9 protein-coding genes are annotated in these 15,220 nt (G+C 60.7%); 3 read left to right on the top strand and 6 right to left on the bottom strand.

Going from position 1 to position 15,220, the window contains the following annotated elements:
• Positions 1 to 266: 266 nt before the first annotated feature.
• From OX460_RS21430 to OX460_RS21405, 6 genes are all read right to left on the bottom strand, one after another.
• Positions 267 to 1,286: a glucokinase gene (locus OX460_RS21430; protein ID WP_077400303.1), complete on the bottom strand. Its 1,020-nt coding sequence runs from the start codon at positions 1,284 to 1,286 to the stop codon at positions 267 to 269.
• 389 nt (positions 1,287 to 1,675) lie between these two features.
• The gene (locus tag OX460_RS21425) at positions 1,676 to 2,638 is read right to left on the bottom strand and encodes a VTT domain-containing protein (protein WP_289899866.1); all 963 of its coding nucleotides are present in this window, start codon (positions 2,636 to 2,638) and stop codon (positions 1,676 to 1,678) included.
• Positions 2,639 to 2,665: 27 nt separating this feature from the next.
• Positions 2,666 to 4,357: an ABC transporter ATP-binding protein gene (locus OX460_RS21420; protein ID WP_289899865.1), complete on the bottom strand. Its 1,692-nt coding sequence runs from the start codon at positions 4,355 to 4,357 to the stop codon at positions 2,666 to 2,668.
• Positions 4,358 to 4,366: 9 nt separating this feature from the next.
• Positions 4,367 to 5,482: an ABC transporter permease gene (locus OX460_RS21415; protein ID WP_289899864.1), complete on the bottom strand. Its 1,116-nt coding sequence runs from the start codon at positions 5,480 to 5,482 to the stop codon at positions 4,367 to 4,369.
• Positions 5,483 to 5,491: 9 nt separating this feature from the next.
• On the bottom strand, positions 5,492 to 6,430 hold the full coding sequence (locus OX460_RS21410; RefSeq protein WP_034782513.1) for an ABC transporter permease: 939 nt from the start codon (positions 6,428 to 6,430) through the stop codon (positions 5,492 to 5,494).
• A gap of 28 nt (positions 6,431 to 6,458) precedes the next feature.
• Positions 6,459 to 8,297, bottom strand: coding sequence for an ABC transporter substrate-binding protein (locus tag OX460_RS21405; RefSeq protein WP_081345921.1), 1,839 nt, complete (start codon positions 8,295 to 8,297; stop codon positions 6,459 to 6,461).
• A 380-nt stretch (positions 8,298 to 8,677) separates the two neighbouring features.
• Between OX460_RS21405 and OX460_RS21400 the strand changes: the two genes are divergently transcribed.
• The 3 genes from OX460_RS21400 (at position 8,678) to OX460_RS21390 (ending at position 15,191) form a co-directional block, all read left to right on the top strand.
• On the top strand, positions 8,678 to 9,145 hold the full coding sequence (locus OX460_RS21400; protein ID WP_289899863.1) for a hypothetical protein: 468 nt from the start codon (positions 8,678 to 8,680) through the stop codon (positions 9,143 to 9,145).
• A gap of 172 nt (positions 9,146 to 9,317) precedes the next feature.
• Positions 9,318 to 11,987, top strand: a complete 2,670-nt coding sequence (locus tag OX460_RS21395; protein ID WP_099665298.1) for a TonB-dependent receptor — start codon at positions 9,318 to 9,320, stop codon at positions 11,985 to 11,987.
• A gap of 411 nt (positions 11,988 to 12,398) precedes the next feature.
• On the top strand, positions 12,399 to 15,191 hold the full coding sequence (locus OX460_RS21390) for a TonB-dependent receptor (protein ID WP_289899862.1): 2,793 nt from the start codon (positions 12,399 to 12,401) through the stop codon (positions 15,189 to 15,191).
• The last annotated feature ends 29 nt before the right edge of the window (positions 15,192 to 15,220 follow it).

Genomic DNA, 15,220 nt, shown 5'->3' with positions numbered 1-15,220 from the left:
CGCCTTGGCCGATGCGCGCAAAGCGGGACTAAAGCGGATGCAGTGAAAGTCCTGCCATCCATGGTGCTGGCCTTAAATAACCAGCAATGAAACGAACTCCGGAGCAGCTGCTTTTCCCGTGGCGACGATGCAGCCAGACGGGAAAGCGACAGTCGTCGTTTCATCCAACGATGCCAATTGTACCTGATAAAAAGCGGAAAAGCGCAAAACCGGGTAAAACACGCGTTTTACCCGGCTCTGGCGCGACATCCCGCCCGCTGCCCGCATCACAGGGAGGCGAGTTTCTCCGAGAGAATGGCCGATGCGCCCAGGAAAGCTGGGTATTGCGCCGTGATGACGAAGGTCGGCACTTGCGAGACATAATTGGCGAAGCGGCCCTTGCGCTCGAAGCGGGCGCGGAAGCCGGAGCGGTCGAAACGTGCGCCCAGGCGCGGCACGATGCCGCCGCCGATATAGATGCCGCCCAGCGCGCCCAGGGTGACGGCGACGTTGCCCGCCACCGTGCCCAGCATGCAGCAGAACGCTTCGATGACGTCGTCGCACAGCTGGGATTCGCCAGCCAGCGCGCGGCGCGTGATTTCCGCCGCCGGCAAGTCTTCCGCCGGCACGCCCGCGCGGTCGGCCAGGGCGCGGTAGATCAATTCCAGGCCATCGCCGGAAATCAGGCGCTCGGCCGAGACATGCTCGTATTCGCGCCAGGCAAACTGCAGAATGCTCACTTCCGTTTCATTGAACGGCGCGAAGCTGACGTGGCCGCCTTCGCTTTGCAGGGCGATCCAGCCGCCATGCGAAGGAATCAGGCCCGATACGCCCAGGCCCGTGCCGGCGCCGATCAGGCCGATGGCCGTGTTCGGACGGGCCGTGCCCGCGCCCACCTGGTGCTTTTGCTCGTTGGACAACTGCGGCAAGGCGCGCGCCAGGGCCGTGAAATCGTTGACCACGTCCAGCGTCGTGAAACCGCACTCTTCGCGCATGGCGCGGATCGAGAACGACCAGTGGTGGTTCGTCATGCTGAGGAAATCGCCGTCGACCGGATTGGCGATGGCGATCACGGCATGGCGCACGGCTTGCCCGCCGGCCGCGGCGATGTGCGGCAGGGCCAGGTAGGCTTGCAGGGCGGCGGACAGGCTCGGGTAATCGGCACAGGGCAACACTTCCACCAGGGTGATGTGGCCGGCGGCCACTTCCAGGGCGAAACGGGCATTGGTGCCGCCCACGTCGGCCAGCAGGCGCGGTCCATCGGCGAAGGCGGAAGTCGGCAGTACGGGAGAAGACGAAGCGCTCATGATTTTAAATGATGAAGTGGGACGCATGGGACGCCAAGCTTAAAGGATGAATGCGCCCGGAGGCAAGCAAAGTTTGTAGTTTAAGTACATCAAAACAAGCCTTTATTGGTAGTTCCACTCCAAATGCAACAGGCAGCGTCAAAATTGCTTAGAAACAATGATTTATAGTAAGTACTTGCACTCGTCAGGCACGCGAAAAGCATGCTGCACAGCAGCAGGAATCACCTTGAAAACAGAGTATGCCGGAGTTTGCGCAAAGCCGCTTGGTACGCGGCGGCGCTGGTGCGGCGCTGCCTTCCTGGGCGCGCCGCAAAGGTGTTTTCGTATTATTACTACCGGTTTTTACTGCGGGTTTTATTGCCAGCCTGGCGTGCCGCCGGCAGCCCGGATCAGGAGGGAAAGCCTTCGCCCAGCAGGCTCGCGGGCGCCGGCTGGTCCGAGCGGTAGGCGGCATTCCACGCATCGAGGCCGCCATGCAGGGGCTTGGCCCGGTGGAAGCCGTGCTGGTGCAGCAGCTTGGCCACTTGCGCGGCCGTCACATCGTTGGGGCAGCTGCAATACACGATGATGTGGCGGTCCTTGTCCATGGCGATCATGGCGGGCACCGGTTCCTTGCCATTGAAGAACAAGGCGCCCGGCACGGCCGGTTCCAGCGCCTGCGCCGTGGCGCTGCGCGCATCGACCATCAGCGGCTCTTCGCCCTGCTCTATGAGTTCGAGCAATTCATCGATGCCGATGCGCTCGATCTGCAAGGCCTGGCGGAAACGCCGGCGTTCGAGGAATTTGTACAGCAGGAACAAGCCCAGCAAGGTGGCCAGCATCAGCAAGGCCGTGCTGCCCATGGTGCTGAGCAAGTCGAGCACCTGCTGCACGCTGGCATGGAAAATCACGCCGACGACGATGCCCGTGCCCGTCCACAGCAAGGCGCCCAGGCCCGCGTACAGGAAGAACAGGCCCGGCGGCGTGCCCAGCGCGCCCGACATGGGCGCGGCCACGGTATTGAATCCCGGCACGAACTTGGAGACGATCAGGGCTTTCGGGCCCCAGCGCTTGAATTTGTCTTCCGTCTGGCTGACGCAGTAATCGGGCGACAGCGAGATGCGGCACAGCAGCCGCAGGATGCGCTTGCCGAAATGGCGACCCGCGCGGAACCACGTGAAGTCGCTGATCAGGCAGGCGCTGAGCGCGGCGGCCAGCACCAGTCCCCCATTCATGTCGCCATCGACGGCCAGCGCCCCCGCCACCACGAGGATGGGAAAGGCGGGAATCGGCAGGCCGAGCTGCTCCACCAGCACGATGCCAAAGACAATCAGGACACCGTAATGTTCGAGCAGGTAAATGAGGTTGGGCATGGCCGCTATCTTACCGTAAAAGCGTGTTTATATTTGCACGCCCTTCGGTATGGCGCTTAGTAACGTGCGCGTGTACGGATGCACGGGATTGCGGTACAGCTCATCCGAATCGGCCAGTTCCACCACTTGCCCCTTGTGCATCACCATCACCTGGTCGGCGATGTATTTGACGACGGACAAATCGTGCGAGATGAAGATGTACGACAATCCGAATTCATCCTGCAAATCCTGCAGCAAGTTCAATACCTGCGCCTGCACCGACACGTCCAGCGCCGACACGGATTCGTCGCAGACGAGAATTTCCGGCTGCATCGTCAGGCAGCGGGCAATGGCAATGCGCTGGCGTTGTCCACCGGAAAACTCGTGCGGATAGCGGTGGAAGGCCTGTTCCGGCAAGCCGACTTTATCGAGCAGCCAGTAGGCCTTGGCGATGCGTTCCTGGTCCGTCGCGCCGATCTTGTGGATGCGCATGGGTTCCAGCAGGATCTGTCCCACCGTGAAGCGGGGGTTCAGCGAGGCATATGGATTCTGGAAGATGATCTGGATGCGGCGTTTATACGGCAAATACTCCTTGTTCGGCATGGCGATCAGGTCCTTGCCGTGGAACATGGCCGTGCCGCCCGTCGCCTGGTGCAGGCGCAGCAGGGTCAGGCCCACCGTCGTCTTGCCGGAACCGGACTCGCCCACCACGCCCAGCGTTTTTCCGCGGGGCAAAGTGAACGACACATCCTTGACGGCCTGGAATTCGCGCTTGCCGAACAAGCCTGTACGCGTATAAAAGCTTTTGCTCAAGTTATTGACCACCAGCACGGGTTCGTCGCCCGGCGTGTAGCCGCGCGTGCGCTGCTTCACCTCGATGCCGGGACCCGCCTTGCCATCCATATAATCGGCGATAACGGGCAGGCGCCAAGGGCGCTCGTCCAGGGACGGGCGGCAATGCAGCAGCGCTTTCGTATAACTGTCTTGCGGCGCTTCAAACACTTGCCGCACATCCCCCGTCTCGCGCACTTCGCCGTGGCGCATGACGATCACCTGGTCGGCAATCTCTCCCACCAGGCCCAGGTCATGGGTAATGAAGAGCACGGACATCTGGTGTTTCTTTTGCAGCGCTGCGATGAGGTCCATGATCTGCTTCTGGATCGTCACGTCCAGCGCCGTCGTCGGCTCGTCCGCGATCAAAAGCTTCGGTTCGCAGGCGATGGCCATGGCGATCATCACGCGCTGCTGCTGGCCGCCCGACATCTGGCTCGGGTAGGCGTCGATTTTCGTGGCAGGGTCGGGTATGCCCACTTCCTCGAGCAATTCCAGGGTGCGCGCGCGCGCCTGCTTGCGGTTCATGCCCATGTGCTGGCGCAACACTTCGGCGATCTGGAAACCCACCGTGAAGACTGGGTTCAGGGACGACATCGGTTCCTGGAAGATCATCGAGATATCCTTGCCGCACATGGTGCGCCGCTCGGCGATCGACAGTTGCAGCAAGTCGCGCCCGCCGAAATGGATGCTGGAAGCGGGGTCGATGATGGTATTGTCCGGCGGCAACAAGCCCATCACAGCCAGGGAGCTGACGGACTTACCGCTGCCCGATTCGCCCACCAGGGCGACGGTGCTGTTGCGCGGCACGTTGAACGAGATGCCCTTGACGGCTTCGAACGTGGTCTTCTTGTCCAGGCGGAAAGTGACGCGCAGGTCGCGCACTTCCAACAGGTTATTCTGGTCCATGAGCAACTCCTATTTCACTTTGGGGTCGAGCGCATCGCGCAAGGCATCGGTAAACAGCGAGAACGCCGTCACCAGCACGGCCATCGCCGTGGCGGCGGCTGTCAACTGCCACCATTTGCCCAGGATCAGTTCATTTTGTGCCTCGTTGAGCATGCTGCCCCACGAGACGGTGCCCACCGGCACGCCAAAGCCGAGGAAACTCAGGATCACTTCCGCCTTGATGAAGCCCACCACGAGGATGGACATCTGCACCAGCGCCACGTGGCTGACGTTGGGGAAGATGTGCGAGAACATCTTGCGCCAGTGCGAGGCGCCGATGGCGTCGGCCGCCATCACGTACTCGCGCGCCTTGTGCTTGATGTATTCGGCGCGGATCAGGCGGTACGGCCCCGTCCAGCCCGTCAAGCCCAGGATCAGCACGATGGTCAGCACGCCCTTTTGCTGCAGCACGGCCGCCACCGTCAAAATCATCAGGATGGACGGGATCGACGTGAAGATGCTGTAGAACCAGTTGAAGAAATCATCGACGATGCCGCCGAAGTAGCCGGACACGGCGCCAAAGATGGTGCCCAGCACGACGGCCAGCAAGGCGGCCACCAGGCCCACGACGATCGAGGTTTCGCCGCCCTTGATGGTTTTCTGGAGGATGTCATGGCCCCACTTGTCGGCGCCGAACGGCAGTGTTGCCGCCTTGTGCGTGACGAGTTTCTTGGCCTTGCCCATGCCGGCGCGCAAGGCCGTCAAGTCGTCGGCCAGCGGGTCCGTGACGCCATACATGTCGACGCCGGCGGACGGATCGCTTTTCAACTCGGCGCGCAATTCGGCGATGTCGTCGGCCAGCGGATCGAGCACGTTGACGGGCGTGGGCGCGCTGCGCTCGTCGGCCAGGGGAATGGCCCCGTCGCCGGCCGCGGCCGCGTCCTTGTCGGCGCCCACAAACGTGGGCGGCGCATAGCTGACGGCCACTTCGTCTTCCCAGTTCGAGGCCACCAGGCCGCTGGCGGAGGCCAGCACCAGCAGGAAAAAGGCGCCGACCACGGCCAGCGATACCATTGCAATCTTGTCGCCGCGCAAACGGCGCCACGCCAGGGCCCACAGGCCGGGCGATGTATGAGGTTTCGACATCGTCTCTTTCTACTTCAGTTGTACGCGAGGATCGACCGCCTGGTACAGCAGGTCGGTGAGCAGGTTGAAGAGCATGGTGGCGGCGGCAACGTACACGGTGATCGCCTTGATCACCGGAAAGTCGCTGCGCTCGACGGCCAGAATCACTTCACGCCCGATGCCGGGGATGCCGAAGAAGCGCTCGAGCAGGAAAGCGCCGATCAGCAGGGCCGGCAAGTTCGACATCACATAGGTAATGATGGGAATGCCGGCATTGCGCAGCACGTGCACCCACATGATGCGGCCTTCCTTCAAGCCCTTGGCGCGCGCCGTGCGCACGTAATCCTGGTTGGCCTCGTCCAGCACGAAAGTGCGGAACAGGCGCAGCGTGGGCGCGATCGACACGGCCAGGCCGATCAGGATGGGCAAGGTGGAATAGCGCAGCAGGTTTTCCCAGAAGCTGTCGCCCCAGCCTTGCACGGGGAACAGGCCCAGCTTGTAGGCAAAGCCGTACTGGAAGACGATGATGTAGACGAGGATGGAAATCGACATGCCCACCGTGCAGGCGATCATGACGGCGCGGTCCGTCAGCGAACCGCGCACAAACGCGATGGCCAGCGCCAGCGCCACGCCAAAAAACGTTTCCAGCACGGTCAGCGGGATCAGCACCATCATCGACGGCCCCAGGCGCGACGTGATGATGTGCGACACGGATTCCCCCGTCGCCCAGCTCTGGCCGAAGTCAAACGTGACGATCTGCTTGATGAAGATCCACAGTTGCACGTAGTACGGCTGGTCGACGCCCAGCTGGCGGCGGATGTTGGCGATGCTTTCCGCACTCGACATCTTGCCGGCCAGGATGTAGGCGGGGTCGCCGCCCACCCAGTTGAACAAGATAAACACCAGCAGGACGACGCCCAGCATGGTGGGCAGCATCTGCCACAAGCGGCGCAGGATATAAGCAAACATAATGATTCCTTGTTGTTATAAGCCGCGCTTATTTTTTAGCAGAATCGGCAACAGGCGCCACAGGCGTGCCCGTGCTGTCGATATCCATGTACGCCCATTCCTGGAACAGGATCGGGTGCTTCTTGTAGCCCTGCACCGACTTTTGCGCCAGCATGTTGCGGTAGCGCGCGTAGCCGATCAGGGCGCCCGCATTGACTTCCAGGCGGCGCGCCATCTTGTGGAACAGCTCGTCGCGCTCGGGGCTGGCCGGCATGGCCTGGCTGGCCGCGTACCATTTATCGTACTCGGGGTCCTGGTAGCAGCCATTGTTGTTCTGGTGCGTGTTCGGGCCGTAGAACAGCTGCATGAAGTTGTCGCCGTCCGGATAATCGGCCAGCCACGGCGCCGTGCGCGTCTGCATCTTGCACTGCTTTTCCGTCTTGAGGATGTCGGAGAAGATCATGCGGTCGTTTTCCATGCGGATGCCCAGCGAGTTGTAGGTCTTGCGCCACATTTCCGCCTGCAGCACGCCATTGGCTTCGTTGCGCGAAGCGTAGCGGATCAGGAGCGGCTTGCCGTCCGGTAAGGTGCGCCAGCCATCGGCGCCCTTCTTGTAGCCGAATTTATCCAGCAATTTATTGGCCAGCACGGGATCGTATTGCAGCAGGCTCTTGTAGTGGGGATCGTAGCCGACGACGCCGGGCGGTATCGGATAGTCGAGGCGCTTGGCCTGGCCATTCCAGATGATGCGGATTTCTTCATCGATATTGTGCGCCATGGCAATGGCACGGCGCAGCGCGATCTTTTCCTTGCTGAAGCCGCCGAGGGTGGGGTCTTCCATGTTCCAGTAGTAATAGCTGATCTCCGGGTCCAGCAAGCGCGACAGTTGCACGCCCTTCTCCGCCAGTTCGGGACGCAGCTTGCCGTTCAGCAATGCTTTCGGCGCCAGCGGGCCGTCGAGCCAGAACACGTCCGTGCCGCCGCTCTGGAAGGACAGCCAGCGCGACTGGTCTTCAATCATCACGGAAATTTCGATGCGGTCGATGGCAGGAATGCGCTTGCCCTGCATCTGGCGCACGATGCGCTGGTCGTCCGGGTCGTCGCCGGCCATGAAATTCCACGTTTCCGGCAAGTGCTGCGGGTTGCGGTTGAGGACGATGCGGTTGCCGCGCGTCCATTCACCGAGCGTGTAGTAGCCGGTGCCGACGGGATTCGAGCCCACTTCGCCCTTCACGTCGCCGTATTTGTCCACCACTTCGCGCGCCACGGCGGCCGTCGGCACGTAGGCGAGGATCATGGGGAAGTTGAAATCCGTCTTGGTCAGCGTGATGCGCAAGGTGTACGGGTCGAGAATTTCCAGGCCGGCCACCTTCTTGTTGAAGTCCAGCTTGTTCGCCTTGGCCGCTTCCTTGGCCAGGTCGTCCAGCCCCACCACCTTGCCTTCGAACAGCCAGCTGTGCGGCGAAGCGAGGCGCGGGTCGAACAATCGTTTCCACGAATACACGTAATCGGCCATCGTCAGTTCGCGGCGCTTGCCGCCGAACGCCGCATCGGGCGTGAACAGGATGCCTTTTTTCAGGCGGATGGTGTAGGTCTTGCCGTCGGCGGACACTTCCGGCATGGCGGCGGCCGCGCCGGGCACCACCTTGACAGGGCGCGCCAGGTAATCATAGGTGTACAGGGTGTCGAAGACAGCCTGCGTGATGTGGTTCGAATACAGGTCGCGCGCGGTGGCCGGATCGAAGCCCGTCTCGGCGGCCGGCAAGATATAGCGCAAGGTTTTGACCGGCGCGGCCGCGGCGCTGGGGGCATCGGCGGCAACGGCCGCCAGCGGCAGGGTGGCCAGGCAGGCGAGCAGCGCCACGCGCCGCATCCATGGTGACTTCATGTAATACCCTTCATCTCGATTATCTGTCGCACCGTATTGGTGCGCTTGTACTGGCTTCCCCCTGGGATACAGGATTCCACCGCCAAAACCAGTCCATCCTCGCAAGATCTATGCCTTGTTCATCGCCAGCCGCGTCCGCATGCAGGCGCGCTGGAAAAAGGCGTAACGATAACGCATATTTTGTTCCCCGGGCAAAAAGCCGCAGTACGGGCGTGACGGGCAGCCACGGCTGCCTGCCGTGCAGGGGAAATCTTCCGCAGCGCAACAAAGACCGGTCGCCACCATGAAAAAACGACTTGGCAGTAACCGTTACGGCCCCGAATGACGACAGTTTTTATGGCAGTACGGAAAATATACGGCGCGGTGCAACATTGAAATAATTGCAAATATTAAAACAAGTCGGCGCCCTGGGCCTGGCCGTGGGCGCGGAACACCGCCGCGACAAGCTCGACAATCCATCGTTGTCGGGCACGGAAGACGGCTCCATCCATTCCAGCTATGTAGCCGCCAGGGGCGACAGCAAGGTGTCGGCCGTGTTCCTGGAAGTGCTGGCGCCCGTGATCAAGATGGTGGAATTGTCCGGCGCCTTACGTGACTACAAATACGACCGTTTCTCGTCGACCACGCCGAAACTGGGCGCCAGCGACAAGTTATTCCCAGCGACCGCTCAGGCTGCCACGCACAGCCTGAACATCCGGCAGGCACAAGTCACTATCGCCATGCCATCCACACCAACGCCCGCTGCACTGCAGCGAGCGTTTTTTTATTTTGCGCACGAGGGGGGATCGCAGCCTCGTCAAAAATGCGGCACAAAATGCACCTTCTTTGTTCTAAATCAGTACCTCTGATGCACTGCGTTGTTTAGACACACAAACCTGTTTGCCACGTTGACAAGGACTTTTGCAGCTCATTACAGTGAATCTCTTGAAAAGATATAAATACTTTTCAATGTTCTCGGTGCGCCAACCAGCGCGGCCGTTCTTGCCCTTCTAGCCAACCGCTTTTCCAGGAGTCTTGAACATGATCAGAGAAACACGCTTGTCCCGTTCCATCCGTTTGATCTGCGCCAGCGGCCTTGCCGCAGGCCTGCTCAGCCAGCAGGTGCTGGCGCAAGAAGTCAGCGATACCAGCAGCATGCAACGCGTCGAAGTCACCGGTTCCTCCATCAAGCGCCTCGTTTCGGAAACGGCGACGCCCTTGTCCATCTTCAAGGCCGAGGATTTTGCCAAGCAGGGCTTGACGACGGCCCAGGAAGTGCTCAGCAAGATCCCCTCGAATGCGTCCAGCATGGGCAGCGGCAATGCCGTCGGCGGCAATACCAGCGGCTTGCCCACGGGCGGCCAGGCCAGCGCCGACTTGCGCGGCCTGGGCGGCGACAAGACCCTGGTCCTGCTCAACGGCCGGCGCATCGCCAACCATCCGTATGACGGCGCCAGCGTCGACCTGAACATCATCCCCATCGCCGCCCTGGAACGGGTCGAAGTGCTGCGCGACGGCGCCTCGGCCATCTACGGCACGGACGCCATCGGCGGCGTCATCAACTTCATCACGAAGCGCTCCGTCAACGTCACGAATATCACCGCCGAAGTCGTCGCGCCCGAGCACAAGGGCGGCGGCGAGCACCGCATCAACCTGTCGACGGGTTTCGGCAAGCTCGACACGGACGGCTACAATATTTTCGGCGTGGTCGACTACCACAAGCAAAATGTGCTCACGTCGCAGGACCGCGATTTTTCCAAGACCGGCATCATTCCCGAGCGGGGCCTGTCGCTCACCAGCGGCACCACCTTTCCCGGCAACTACTTCGATGCGGCGGCCAACGGCGGCAAGGGCCTGGCCGGCAATCCGTACGCGGCCAGCGGCTGTCTGCCGCCGCTGTCGGTGGCGGCCGCCAACGGCACTTGCCGCCAGGATTACACGCGCCAGATCGACGATCTGCCCGCGCAGGAGCAAGTGGCCTTCTTTGGCAAGGGCGCCTTCAAGCTCGGTGGCGGCCACCTGGCCACGGTGGAATATCTGCATTCGGAAAACAAGGTGAAGGCACGCACGGCGCCGCCGCCGCAAACGGGCTTGATCTTGCCCATTAGCAGCAAATATTATCCGGGCAAGGCGGGCGGCGTGCCGGCGCAGCCGGGCTTGTCCGGCCAGCCCCTGAGCGTCAACTGGCGCCCCGTGGAAGCGGGCCAGCGGCAGATCGATTCGGACGGCAAGGCGGACCGCCTGGTGCTGGCTCTCGAAGGCGAACTGGCGGGCTGGGATTACAAGACGGGGCTGAGCCACGCGATCAGCAAATCGTCGGAGAAATTTACGGGTGGCTATGTGCAGGATGCCTCGTTCGCCGCCGGCGTGCTCAATGGCATCCTGAACCCGTTTGGCGTGCAGGATGCGGCCGGCAAGACTTATCTGGACAGCACCGCCCTGCGCGGCGAAGTGCAGAACGCCAAGGTCACCACCACGGGCTTCGACCTCAAAGGCAGCCGCGACCTGATGCAACTGGCCGGCGGCCCGCTGGCGATTGCGCTCGGCGGCGAAGTACGGCGCGAAAAGGCCGACTTCAACGTGAACCGCGACATCGCCGGCCAGGCCACCAGTTCAGGCCTGTCCGGCTCGCTGTCGAAGAGCGGTTCACGCACGATCCAGGCCGTCTTCGGCGAAGTTAACTTGCCGCTGATCAAGGACCTGGAAGTGCAGCTGGCCGCCCGCTTCGACCATTACAGCGACGTGGGCAGCACCACCAATCCGAAGCTGGCCCTGCGCTACCAGGCCAGCAGCGCGCTGGTGCTGCGCGGCTCGGCCAGCACGGGTTTCCGCGCTCCCACGTTGTTTGAAAAGAATGCGCCGCCGTCGAAGAACGATACCAACGATAGCTACGACGACCCGATCCTATGCCCCGGAGGCGTGCCGCAACCGGGCGCCAATCCCTTGCGCGATTGCGACTTGCAGCAATTCAAGCTGCAAGGCGGCAATGAAAAGCTGAAACCGGAAAAATCCACCACCTTCGCCTTTGGCCTGGTGCTCGAACCCATCAAGGAAGTCACCGTTGCCGTCGATTACTGGAACATCCATTTGAAGGACAAGATTTCGTCCCTGCCCGAACAATCGATCTACGGCAACTATGAAAAATACAAGGCCTTGTTCCTGCGCAATCCCGACGGTTCGCCCTACGCCATCCTCGACCTGAACGACAACCTCGGTGAAGTGAAGACCGACGGCATCGACGTCAGCCTGAATGCGCGCCTGGGACGCGGCGCGTATGGCGATTTCAGCGTGTCGGTCGACGGCACCTGGACCCACAAGTATGACTACCAGAACGAGCGCGGCGGCGAATTCATCGCCAACGTGGGCCGCTACGCGGATAACAATCCCGTCTTCCGCTGGAAGCATACGGCGGCGCTGAACTGGCGCATGGGCAACTGGGGCGCCACCGTGTCGCAATCGTTCAAGTCCGGCTACACGGATCAGAACCAGGTGGATCCGCAGTACCGCCACGATGTGCCGTCCTACAGCCTGCTGAACGTCTCCGGCAGCTATGCGTGGAAGGGCTTGCTGCTGACGGCCGGCGTGAAAAACCTGTTCGACAAGGAACCGCCGTTCTCGAACCAGGGCACCTTGTTCCAGAAAGGCTATGACCCGCGCTACACGGACCCGATCGGGCGCGCCTGGTACTTGCGCGGCAGCTATACGTTTTAAGGGGAAATTGCGGGAAACGCGATCAGACGGGCAGCGCTGGCAGGCATTTGCCAGCGGAAGCAAAGACGGCGCCATCAGCGATGATGTGCGCCGTTTTATTTTACGCATCTGAGCAAGTCTGACAAGGGTTCACGATATTTTATTGCTGAAGGATTATAAAAAAAACAGGAAAATGTTGCATTTCGTCCAAAAAGTCCGCACGAAATTGACAATCTGAATCGTGAATGTTTTGATGAGGCCCAAGAAAATTTACAGAATTTTCGTTGGTCAATTTTGAAATAAGCAAATAAATTGTCAGCAAGCAACATGTTATTTCAAAATAAATGCCATCTTTATCACAATAACAAGGAATTTCAGATGATGATAGAAAATGTAATATCGCGGTCGCTGCGCCTGATGTTTGCAGGCGGCATGGCTCTGAGCATGCACGCCGCGTATGCGCAAGAAACAACAGATGGCACCATGCAACGCGTGGAAGTCACGGGTTCGAGCATCAAGCGCATCGCTTCCGAAGCGTCGCTGCCGGTGCAGTCGTTCAACCAGAAAGACATCAAGAAAACCGGCGTTACCACGGTTACCGATTTCATCCAGCAAATTCCTGCAATGCAGGGCTTCTCCGTGGCCGCCGATTCGGTGGGCGGCGGCGGCGGTGGCGTCACCACGGCCTCGATCCACGATATCGGCGCAGCCTACACGCTGGTGCTGCTGAACGGCCGCCGCTTGGCGCCATCCAATTCCGGCACCACCATCGACCTGAATTCGATCCCCCTGTCGGCCATCGAGCGCGTGGAAGTGCTGACGGACGGCGCCTCGGCCCTGTATGGCGCCGACGCCATCGCCGGCGTGGTCAACTTCATCCTGAAAAAAGGCACATCGCCGCTGGAAATCAATGCCAAGTACTCGCGCCCTGAAGAAAAAGGCGGCGCCAGCAATTCGATTTCGATCAGCAAGGGTTTCGGCGATATCGACGAAGACGGCTACAGCATCTTCGTGTCGGCCAGCCACGACGAACAAAAATCGCTGAAAGCATCGCAGCGCAGCTTCGCGAAAAGCGGCATCATCAATTTCAACGATCCGAAGACCGGCAAGGCGCTGCAATTCATCAACGGTTCCTCGCGTTCGTCGGCAGCCAATGCCGCAGCCACCTACAACCGTACCGATGCAAACGGCAATGTGGTGATCAACCCGGAAACCAAAAAACCATTCGTCGATACCGTCAACCTGGCCAATCCGTATGCACTGGCCCATGGCGGCAAGTGCGCGCCTGGCAATATGGACTTCTACGGCGATGGCAACTGCTATTTCGACTCGCCGTCGACCATTGAAATCAATCCCGAATCGAAGCGCGACTCGCTGTTCAGTTCGGGTACCGTCAAGCTGGGCAAGACCGGCTGGCAAGGTTTCTACGACTTCGCCTACACCGAAGCGAGCATCAAGGCCAGCATCGCGCCGTACCCGGCCGATTTCTCCATTTCCCCGAATTCGCCCCTGTTCAGCAAATACATTGCCTCGCAGTTGAGCCCGTCGCAGCTGGCCAATGCCGTGAGCGGCGTCGCCAAGTACCGCCTGTCCGAAATGGGTAACCGCGTGTACGACTACGGCAACAAGGCGACCCACCTCGTCGGTGGCGTGGAAGGCAGTGCATTCGGCTGGGATATCAACACGGCCGTGACGTACTCGAAAAACAAGCAGACGCAGGACTACGTCAGCGGCTTCCCGCTGTCCGACAAGTTCAACGCCCTGCTCGACGCCGGCACTATCGACCCGTTCGCCTACCCCGTGGGCGCCATGCCGGACACCATGCGCCAGGCCCTGCTCGGTACTGGCTTCAGCGGCACCTACAACACGCAAACCGTGGAAATGAAGGGCGTCGACGGCCGCGCTTCGCGCCCTGTGTTCTCGCTGCCGGGCGGCACCGCCATGCTGGGCGTGGGCGCCGACTACCGCAACACCTCGTTCAAGATGCAACAGGCGGATGTCGCCAAGCAGGCGCAAATCCTGTTTGACAATGCGCAAGTCGACAGCGAATACGCACGCGACAACGCTGGCGCCTATGCCGAGCTGATGCTGCCGATTTCGAAAAAACTGGAAGTAACCGGTTCGGTGCGTTATGACCAGATCGGCGCCATCGACGACAAGCTGACGGGCAAGACGGTAGGCAAGAAAGAAAACGCCACCACCTGGAAAATCAGCGGCAAGTATTCCGCGACCAAGAGCCTGATGTTCCGCGCCGCTGCCGGCACCGGCTTCCGCGCCGCCAGCATGCAGGAAATCGCCGGACCGCTGGAAGACTGGGGCGTCACGGGCGGTACCTACCAATGCCCATTGACGGCGGCAAACGGCATGGGCGGTCACCCGCTGGCCAGCTACTGCAGTGGCGTTGGACGTCAGCAATTCGAAGCCTTCCAGGGCGGCAATCCTGAGCTGAAGCCGGAAACGTCGAAGCAATGGAGCATCGGTACCGTGTTCGAGCCGATCGACAGCCTGTCGATGTCGTTCGACCTGTGGAACGTGGAAATCCGCGACCAGGTCACGGCCGTCTCCGAAGGCTTGATCTTCAACAATCCAGCCAAGTATGCCAACCTGTTCACCACCAAGCACATCACCTCGACAGGCCTCGACGTGCTGGCCATCAAGCTGCTGCCGATTAACATCGGCAAAGTGGAAAACCGCGGTATCGACTACGACTTCACCCACAAGATGAAGTTGCTGGACGGCCGTCTGACGAGCCGCCTGATGGGTACCTACCTGCTGCGTTCGCGCTACACGACGCCGGGCACCGATGATCAATGGGAAACCAGCCTGAATCGCTACGGTTCGAACGACAAGGTCAGCTTCCGCAACATCATCCGCGCCACCACCTCGTATGAGACGGCCAAGTTCACGCATACGCTGAGCGCCAGCTACCGCAATGGCTACACGGACAAGGAACAGACGGTCGACGATTGCGCCGTGATCGTCGCCGGCAGCCCTGGCGAATGCTATGGCATCCAGCTGGAAGTGCCGAGCTACACCACCTTCGACTTCCAGACGGCTTACCGTCCTATGAAGAACGTGGAAATCACAGGCGGCATCCTGAACCTGTTCGACCGCAATCCGCCGTTCACCCTGCGCAACACGGGTTCGCATCAAATTGGCTACAACCCATCGTACTCGAGCGCCCTGGGCCGCCAGTTCTACCTGAGCGGTTCCTACAAGTTCTAAGCTGATTGCATCGGCTGAAAACTGAAAAA

It is taken from the genome of Janthinobacterium sp. SUN033 (genome assembly GCF_030397595.1).
GTDB lineage: Bacteria > Pseudomonadota > Gammaproteobacteria > Burkholderiales > Burkholderiaceae_D > Janthinobacterium > Janthinobacterium kumbetense.
This window is presented reverse-complemented; position numbering and strand designations above follow the sequence as displayed.

Coding starts and splice junctions, on each gene's coding strand:
- OX460_RS21395 (WP_099665298.1), top strand. CDS start 9,318: ATGATCAGAGAAACACGCTTGTCCCGTTCCATCCGTTTGATCTGCGCC.
- OX460_RS21415 (WP_289899864.1), bottom strand. CDS start 5,482: ATGTCGAAACCTCATACATCGCCCGGCCTGTGGGCCCTGGCGTGGCGC.
- OX460_RS21410 (WP_034782513.1), bottom strand. CDS start 6,430: ATGTTTGCTTATATCCTGCGCCGCTTGTGGCAGATGCTGCCCACCATG.
- OX460_RS21425 (WP_289899866.1), bottom strand. CDS start 2,638: ATGCCCAACCTCATTTACCTGCTCGAACATTACGGTGTCCTGATTGTC.
- OX460_RS21430 (WP_077400303.1), bottom strand. CDS start 1,286: ATGAGCGCTTCGTCTTCTCCCGTACTGCCGACTTCCGCCTTCGCCGAT.
- OX460_RS21390 (WP_289899862.1), top strand. CDS start 12,399: ATGGCTCTGAGCATGCACGCCGCGTATGCGCAAGAAACAACAGATGGC.
- OX460_RS21405 (WP_081345921.1), bottom strand. CDS start 8,297: ATGAAGTCACCATGGATGCGGCGCGTGGCGCTGCTCGCCTGCCTGGCC.
- OX460_RS21420 (WP_289899865.1), bottom strand. CDS start 4,357: ATGGACCAGAATAACCTGTTGGAAGTGCGCGACCTGCGCGTCACTTTC.